Below are 6,611 nucleotides of genomic sequence, written 5' to 3'. Positions count from 1 at the left end.
TCAAACCTTAAGTCCACATGAAGTCGTTAGGAAGGACACTAGACTTTTCAGAAGAACTCGCTAATTATTATAACCTCTATCAGCTGTTGCTGTTTCACTTTCAAGAGAAGAGGGTAGATGAGTTTTTTGAGCTCATAGAGGAGAATGTAAGCAAGGTCAATCATTACTTCAAAACTGTCTTTAGGACCTTCCTTAAACACAAACCATACATCAAAAATGCGCTAGAAACACATTACTCAAATGCAAAATTGGAGGGGACCAATAAGCTTATCAAAGACATCAAACGTCTGGGCTTCGGTTTTAGAAACTTTATTAACTTTAGGAAGCGTGTTTTCATCACTCTGAACATACAAAAAGAGAAGACCTATCAGGTCCTCTCTAGATGTTAGCTTTTCGTCACCCACTACAGTTGACAAACATACTAAGATTAGTAGTGAAGAAATCTCCGACGGGAGAGAGTACTCACTACTTTTTCTTTGTGTTAAAGTAGTGGTGTCTTGTAAAGTCGTGGCTTCTTTTAGCGCTAGACGTCGAGTATTGAAAATGACATCACTAAAATAAGGAATCATTCAAGACAAAGAGGTAAACATAATGCGGACAGTTTTTGGAATTGTTTTGAGTAAAACAAGTTCTGAGGTGGCAATTTTAGTCAACGGTGAGAAGGTTCATGGCTACACCATACTCAACGATGCCATTGGATTCAATCGCCTGTTGGGCGACTTGAAAACTGTTCATAACCCCAAGATTATATTTTAGGCTATAGGCGTCTATACGTGTATTATTTCTCCGAGCTTTTCTTTCGTATAGTACTATTCGACTTTGTTTAGCAGTCGAGTGTTGACCAGCAGTATATCCCATCATGAGAATAGAGCTAGTTGCAGCCACTGCTCCAACACAAATTAAGGCTTTAGTTTTGACTTTATTTAACATCTTAGACCTTCTTTCTAAAAAACTAGGTCAAGCATACCAGATAAAGCTTGGAGCTTTTATCATAAGAAAAAGACTCCGAAGAGTCTTCGCATTACTTATGCAATTCTTTATTACTCAATGTATGAAAAATCCCCCACAGAAGAATATTTACAATGATAAACAGCAATATTTCCACTAAATTAAAGTCTATCAAATTCCGTGACCGCATTGCCACCATAGCTTGGGAGTAGGGATAAATTAAAGATAATTTATCTGATACAAAAATCATCATAAATCCTATGAAAGTACCAATAGCACCAATTCCCACAGATTTACTGAAAACACGAGTTTTAGCTGTTACAAAAAACTGCACTGCCATCATACTAATTGTTCCAAAAATCCCCAATAAATCCCACTTGAGGTAGGTGAACAAATTAGAAATTTCTAAATGAGCTAGGTGAGCACTGACATAAAAAATACCAAACAAGAACAACTGTAAAACAGCAATAAACAAGATAATTACTATTTCTTTTGCCAACAATAATTTCCCAAGACTGACATTATTAGCTCTGAGAAATTCAATATTTTTTCTATCAAACTCTTTTCCTAACATCATGGCTACATAAAGGCTGACCAAAATCGGAAAGAAAAGCTGGCTATAATAGAAGGTCAATTGTCCCCATAAAACAGGCACCTTTTCACTTTCTGCAACCATAGAATAAGCTGAACCAAAGTAAATCCCAAGACCAATCAGGCTACAAAAAGCTAAGAAGCAAATACCAATCATCAACATGGAAAATTTTTTTGTTTTCCGCCATTCTACTGATAGATAAGACATCATAGCTTGCCTCCTTTCTTTTCAACCAGATAGAGAGATAAGAAGAGATAGATTAGGGCTATTGGCAAATATGTAAAGAGTTTAAATCCTAGGTTTGTCACCAAAACATAACTCACTTGACTGGCGACTTGCTGGTAATCCACCAGAGACAGATATCCTATACCACCAAAAGGGAAAATCAGCTGTAGAAAAGCTGGTGCATGACCAAATCCAACTCCAAGAAATCCTCCGAAAATCCCTAATGCCAGTATCAATGCTTGCTTTTTCAGTAAAAACTGCAAAGTCAAAAACAGACAGGTCAAGATAAAAGAGGCTAGCAAGAAAATGACGATTTGCCAGAGGATTAGGCTAACAGGCATTTCTAGACCAGATAAGATTGCAATCAACTGGACTACTACTCCCTCCAAAAAAGCGAGAAAGGTCAAAACGAACATAGTCAGGCCAAGCTTACTCAGAAAGATATGCCGTACATTTTCACCATTTGCCAAAAGCAGTTTGAAAGTGTTCCCTTCCTTCTCGTTCTTGACAATCCGCGATACAAAGAGAGCAACCACAATAGGGAGAATCAAGCCATTTACTTCTTTTATCATATAGAAAATTAGGCTAATCTGGTGTATGTTTGGGTTACTTAGGTAGCGTGTAGCGGCTACAATTGCCCAAGCAAATCCGACTCCCATAACTAGTATGCTAATGAGGAAGGATTTGGTTCGTTTTGCCTTGAGCAATTCAATAGACAAATTATTCAACATAAGACTCACTCCTTGGTTAAGTTAAGGAAGATAGATTCCAAGGTTTCTTGTTCTTGCTTCACTTCATAAATTGGAACTTTCTCGACTATTAAATCTCGTAACAAACTAGAAATCTGCTGATCGGCAAGGTTAGTCAGCTTGAGTTTATCCTCTTGTATCTCTAACATCTTGCACGGATAACCAAATAACACTTGGCTAATGACTTCACGTCGATCTCTAAAATCCCCACGCACTTCCAGCCATTTATTGGACTGAATTTTACGAATTTCTCCCTCGTAAACCAGTTGACCATGATTGATAATCCCCACACGGTCAGCGATATGCTCAACTTCAGAAAGGATATGGGTAGAGATAAAGACAGTAATGCCCTGTTCTTTTGCCAACTTGATAATCAGTTCCCGAATTTCATGAATCCCTGCTGGGTCTAGCCCGTTTGTTGGCTCATCCAGTATCAACAAACGTGGTTTCTTGACTAAGGCAAAGGCTAAAGCCAAACGCTGTTTCATACCCAGGGAATAATCTTTAACCAATTTTTTCTTGTTTTTAGGTTGATCTAACCCCACAATTTTCAAGGTTTCCTGAATATTTTTCTTATCAAATCCAAGGATTTTTTGGAAGACCAAGAGATTTTCATAGCCTGTCAAATTAGGATAATAAGACGGTTCTTCAATCATAGAGCCAATCTGATTAAGATACTGCTTGTCCGTACCTATGGGTTGACCGAACACTTCAATCTCCCCAGCCGTACGAGAAATCAAAGACAAAATCATCTTCATGGTGGTTGTTTTCCCAGCTCCATTTGGACCTAGAAAACCATAAATCTCACCTTGTTGAACTGATAAGGAACTAAGGTTAACTACCTGAGTGTCCTTAAATCCCTTTTGTAAGTTTTTTATCTGTAAAACATTACTAATCATTATGAACTTTCTCCTTTAAACCAAATAATTTTCTATAATTTTGATTTCTATAAATCAAATTATCATGAGTATCTTTGATAACATCTCCACTACTCTTATCAACAAAAATGATAGAATCAACATAATTCACAATATCTAATTGGTGACTCACTATTACCATTGTTTTGTCTGAATAAAATTGATTACTTAAAACAATGGTTTGGATTACTCCTCCACCAGCACCAAGAACGTTATCGAGTTCTTCAAGAGTCAATTCTTGAAGAGAATTCATTGCTTCAATCTCAACGAGATTCATTTGTTGTTTAGCCATTTGGAAATACCTCACTGATTAAAATTTATTTGAGAAGTATCTCTATCTAGGTCATGTCTTTATTATAGACATGCTAGATTAATTTTAAACTAAGTTAACCTTAATTTTACATTAAGATTAAAGTGTTTTACCTTTTTTCACTCTTTTAAATGGTATAATATAGATAAGTGAGGTAAGATTATGAATTTCGAACAACAACTCCTGAATAAGCACATCCTTATCATTGATGACGATAAAATTTTAAACTCTTCCATAAGAGATATTCTCACTGCCTACGGATTTTCCAATCTAACATCAGCCTATGATATAGAATCTAGTTTGGACATGATTGAAACAGAGCAGTTCGATCTTTTCCTTTTGGACATTATGCTCCCCGATGGTGATGGCTACACATTAGCAAAACATATCCGAAAAAAAGGCGATACACCTATCCTCTTTCTGACTGCCAAAAATAATCCTGAAGATGAGGTAGCTGGTTTCAATGCTGGTGGTGATGATTATGTCATGAAACCCTTCATTCCAAAAAATCTTATCTATCGCATTATGGCTCTGCTCCGGAGAAGCTATAAATCAGAACAGGAAGCAATACAGATTGGACAGACTTTGGTGAGTTTTCGGAATGCAACAGTACAAAAAAATGGAGCAGAAATTTCTATTACGCCAATTGAAATTCAGATTTTGAAAAAACTTTACGATAATAAAAATTACATCGTTTCAACCGAATCTCTCTGTGATACGATTTGGGGAGTGGATAGCTTTGGTTATGAAAACACTTTGACTGTACATATTCGGAAAATTCGAGAAAAAATAGAAGAAAATCCTTCAAAACCTCAATATTTAAAGACAGCTAAAGGGCTGGGATATAAATTGTTATCATGATTATGAACCAAACCAAAATTTTAAGGTATTCACTAAAGAAATTTATCTTTTTTTCCATCATTATCTTTATTACCAATATTCTTCTAATTGCCAGTTTTGTTTTCTACATTAAGGAAAAGCAAACTGCTACTGAGACTGTGAAAATAATTTCTGAACACATTACCATCACAAAAAATAACGTCCACATACCTAAAAATGATATTTCTAGTCTAAAAGAACAAAAGTTATGGCTCATGGTATTGGATAAGCAGACTGGAAAACAAGTGTACGAACAGTATAAACCTACAGAGGTTCCTTCGCAATTTGACTATGGAGATATTTTACAGTTTTCTCGCTATTATCTTTCAGATTATCCTGTTTTTAGTCAGATAAAAGGTGGCTACATCATTGTTGTTGGTTTTCCAAAAGATAAAATTGCTCGTTATAGTTATAATTACTTAGATATAGATAGTATTCGCTTGATTCCACTAATAGCATTTGGAGTATTGCTTTTCAACTGCCTTTATTTCGCTTTTCTTTACTACTATGGTGTGACGCATATCAATCGTAAAATTGTGCCTCTTGTAACTGCTATTCAGAATCTCCCAGATGGTTTGAAAAATCCAATAAATTCTATATCAGAACTAGAATATCTTACAACTGCAATTAATCAAACCGATACTCTACTCAAAGAGAATGAAGTCTTTAAAGAGCAATGGATTTCAGGTATTGCACACGATATCAAAACACCTCTTTCTGTCATCATTTCTAATGCGTCCTTGTTAAATGATTCTGAACTAGAAACACAGTCTGAAAAACATATTCGCCCAATATTGACGGAATCCTATTACATCCAAAATATTTTAAATGACTTAAATATAGTAGCTCGCCTTTCATCCGGTCATCTTCAATTAAATCAGACTGAAACAAAAATTATCCCCTTCTTCAAAGACATTCTCATCCATATTTTAAATCAAGAAGTCTGGAATGATTTTGAACTTGAATTTGATTACGATTATTCACTTGTTAATCAATCTATCATGATTGAGCAGTTTTTAATCACAAGAGTTATCCATAATATCATCTACAACTCTGTTTTACATAACGAAAAGGGTTGCACAATAAGAATCCACTTATTCAAAAAAGATACAAATGTAATTGTCGAAATCAAAGATAATGGACAGGGAGCTTCACCAGAAAAAATTGCTGAACTTAATGAATTATCTTTTAAAAACATTGATATTTCTAAAATTAGAACGACTGGAATTGGGCTAAAAATTTCAAAACAAATTGTTGATTTGCATCAGGGCTCTATTTCGTTTGCAAGTGTTCAAAATGAATTCTTTGAAAGTATCATTTCACTTCCGATTTTCAACATTACCAATTAGATAAAAAAATGGAGAAGAACCATTAGAGTTTTCTCCATTTTTTTCATCTTATCTTCCACTTATACCCTGCCCAGCCTGCCAAGACAAGCAAGGCAAAGTTAAAGATGATAAAGAAAGTCGTAAAACCAAATAATCCATTCTGCGCCAAAACTTCCGTGTAAAGTTCAGTCTCTGTAAAGAACAAATATATTCCATAGCCCTCCACGAAAATATGAATGAAGATCTTGTTCGAGCTAAAAACCGTCTGCACAAGGTTCTACAAGTCACTTTTCCTGAATTGGAAAAGCTATTATCCACACCTACTGGAGAGCAATATTGGAACTTAATGATGGCTTTTCCATGCAAAGAGTTTGTATTAAGCCTATCTCAAAGTAACTTGTGTGAGATTATCCGTCAATCTACCTCCAAACGCATCTCTGAAAAACGTATTGCTTACCTAACTGATAAACTTATAAAACTCGCTAAACAATCTTTTTGTGCGGTCAAGAAAACCTCTCCAATGCTTGAAGAGGTTCGTTACTATGCTCAAGAATTGCTTCGTCTTTCTGAACGCAGACAAGTTGTAATTAAACGACATGGTAGCTCTAGCTCAGCCTTTACCAGAGTATGACATCTTACGGTCAATTCCTGGCATCGCAGAAA

The 6,611-nt window shown here is 35.5% G+C and carries 7 protein-coding genes and 4 pseudogenes; 5 read left to right on the top strand and 6 right to left on the bottom strand.

Annotated features, from left to right (window positions below; translation table 11 throughout):
- Together HMPREF0848_RS02450 and HMPREF0848_RS10365 are read left to right on the top strand one after the other, a co-directional pair.
- A pseudogene (locus tag HMPREF0848_RS02450) lies at positions 1 to 382 on the top strand (transposase); the annotation flags it as partial.
- 209 nt (positions 383 to 591) lie between these two features.
- Positions 592 to 753 (top strand): annotated as a pseudogene (locus HMPREF0848_RS10365) (IS110 family transposase); the annotation flags it as partial.
- A 60-nt stretch (positions 754 to 813) separates the two neighbouring features.
- Here HMPREF0848_RS10365 and HMPREF0848_RS10360 read toward each other — a convergent pair.
- The 5 genes and pseudogenes from HMPREF0848_RS10360 to HMPREF0848_RS10355 all read right to left on the bottom strand — a co-directional run.
- Positions 814 to 930: pseudogene (locus tag HMPREF0848_RS10360) on the bottom strand (peptidylprolyl isomerase); the annotation flags it as partial.
- A 91-nt stretch (positions 931 to 1,021) separates the two neighbouring features.
- Positions 1,022 to 1,750, bottom strand: coding sequence for an ABC transporter permease (locus HMPREF0848_RS02440; protein WP_008534395.1), 729 nt, complete (start codon positions 1,748 to 1,750; stop codon positions 1,022 to 1,024).
- Complete coding sequence (locus HMPREF0848_RS02435) at positions 1,747 to 2,496, bottom strand: ABC transporter permease (RefSeq protein WP_008534394.1); 750 nt, start codon at positions 2,494 to 2,496, stop codon at positions 1,747 to 1,749. The genes HMPREF0848_RS02440 and HMPREF0848_RS02435 overlap by 4 nt, the downstream gene beginning before the upstream one ends.
- Positions 2,497 to 2,501: 5 nt before the next feature.
- A complete protein-coding gene (locus tag HMPREF0848_RS02430; protein WP_008534392.1) occupies positions 2,502 to 3,413 on the bottom strand; it encodes an ABC transporter ATP-binding protein in 912 nt (303 codons plus the stop codon).
- Positions 3,406 to 3,723, bottom strand: coding sequence for a type A2 lanthipeptide (locus HMPREF0848_RS10355; RefSeq protein WP_083802101.1), 318 nt, complete (start codon positions 3,721 to 3,723; stop codon positions 3,406 to 3,408). Before HMPREF0848_RS10355 ends, HMPREF0848_RS02430 begins: the two co-directional genes overlap by 8 nt.
- Before the next feature lie 180 nt (positions 3,724 to 3,903).
- On the opposite strand from HMPREF0848_RS10355, the gene HMPREF0848_RS02420 reads away from it, so the two are divergent.
- Positions 3,904 to 4,602 carry a response regulator transcription factor gene (locus HMPREF0848_RS02420; protein ID WP_002892257.1) on the top strand — a complete coding sequence of 233 codons (699 nt, stop codon included), beginning with the start codon at positions 3,904 to 3,906 and terminating at the stop codon, positions 4,600 to 4,602.
- A gap of 2 nt (positions 4,603 to 4,604) precedes the next feature.
- A complete protein-coding gene (locus tag HMPREF0848_RS02415) occupies positions 4,605 to 5,969 on the top strand; it encodes a sensor histidine kinase (RefSeq protein ID WP_232203277.1) in 1,365 nt (454 codons plus the stop codon).
- 43 nt (positions 5,970 to 6,012) lie between these two features.
- Here HMPREF0848_RS02415 and HMPREF0848_RS10820 read toward each other — a convergent pair whose 3' ends face one another.
- Positions 6,013 to 6,174 carry a DUF5966 family protein gene (locus tag HMPREF0848_RS10820; RefSeq protein ID WP_008534381.1) on the bottom strand — a complete coding sequence of 54 codons (162 nt, stop codon included), beginning with the start codon at positions 6,172 to 6,174 and terminating at the stop codon, positions 6,013 to 6,015.
- On the opposite strand from HMPREF0848_RS10820, the pseudogene HMPREF0848_RS02405 reads away from it, so the two are divergent.
- Positions 6,172 to 6,611: pseudogene (locus HMPREF0848_RS02405) on the top strand (IS110 family transposase); the annotation flags it as partial. The gene HMPREF0848_RS10820 and the pseudogene HMPREF0848_RS02405 sit on opposite strands and share 3 nt — an antisense overlap.

The organism is Streptococcus sp. C150 (genome assembly GCF_000187445.1).
GTDB lineage: Bacteria > Bacillota > Bacilli > Lactobacillales > Streptococcaceae > Streptococcus > Streptococcus raffinosi.
This window is presented reverse-complemented; position numbering and strand designations above follow the sequence as displayed.

Bases quoted from the DNA above. Each gene is read 5' to 3' on its own strand.
- HMPREF0848_RS02440 (WP_008534395.1), bottom strand. From the start codon at position 1,750: ATGATGTCTTATCTATCAGTAGAATGGCGGAAAACAAAAAAATTTTCC.
- HMPREF0848_RS02435 (WP_008534394.1), bottom strand. From the start codon at position 2,496: ATGTTGAATAATTTGTCTATTGAATTGCTCAAGGCAAAACGAACCAAA.
- HMPREF0848_RS02430 (WP_008534392.1), bottom strand. From the start codon at position 3,413: ATGATTAGTAATGTTTTACAGATAAAAAACTTACAAAAGGGATTTAAG.
- HMPREF0848_RS10355 (WP_083802101.1), bottom strand. From the start codon at position 3,723: ATGGCTAAACAACAAATGAATCTCGTTGAGATTGAAGCAATGAATTCT.
- HMPREF0848_RS02420 (WP_002892257.1), top strand. From the start codon at position 3,904: ATGAATTTCGAACAACAACTCCTGAATAAGCACATCCTTATCATTGAT.
- HMPREF0848_RS02415 (WP_232203277.1), top strand. From the start codon at position 4,605: ATGAACCAAACCAAAATTTTAAGGTATTCACTAAAGAAATTTATCTTT.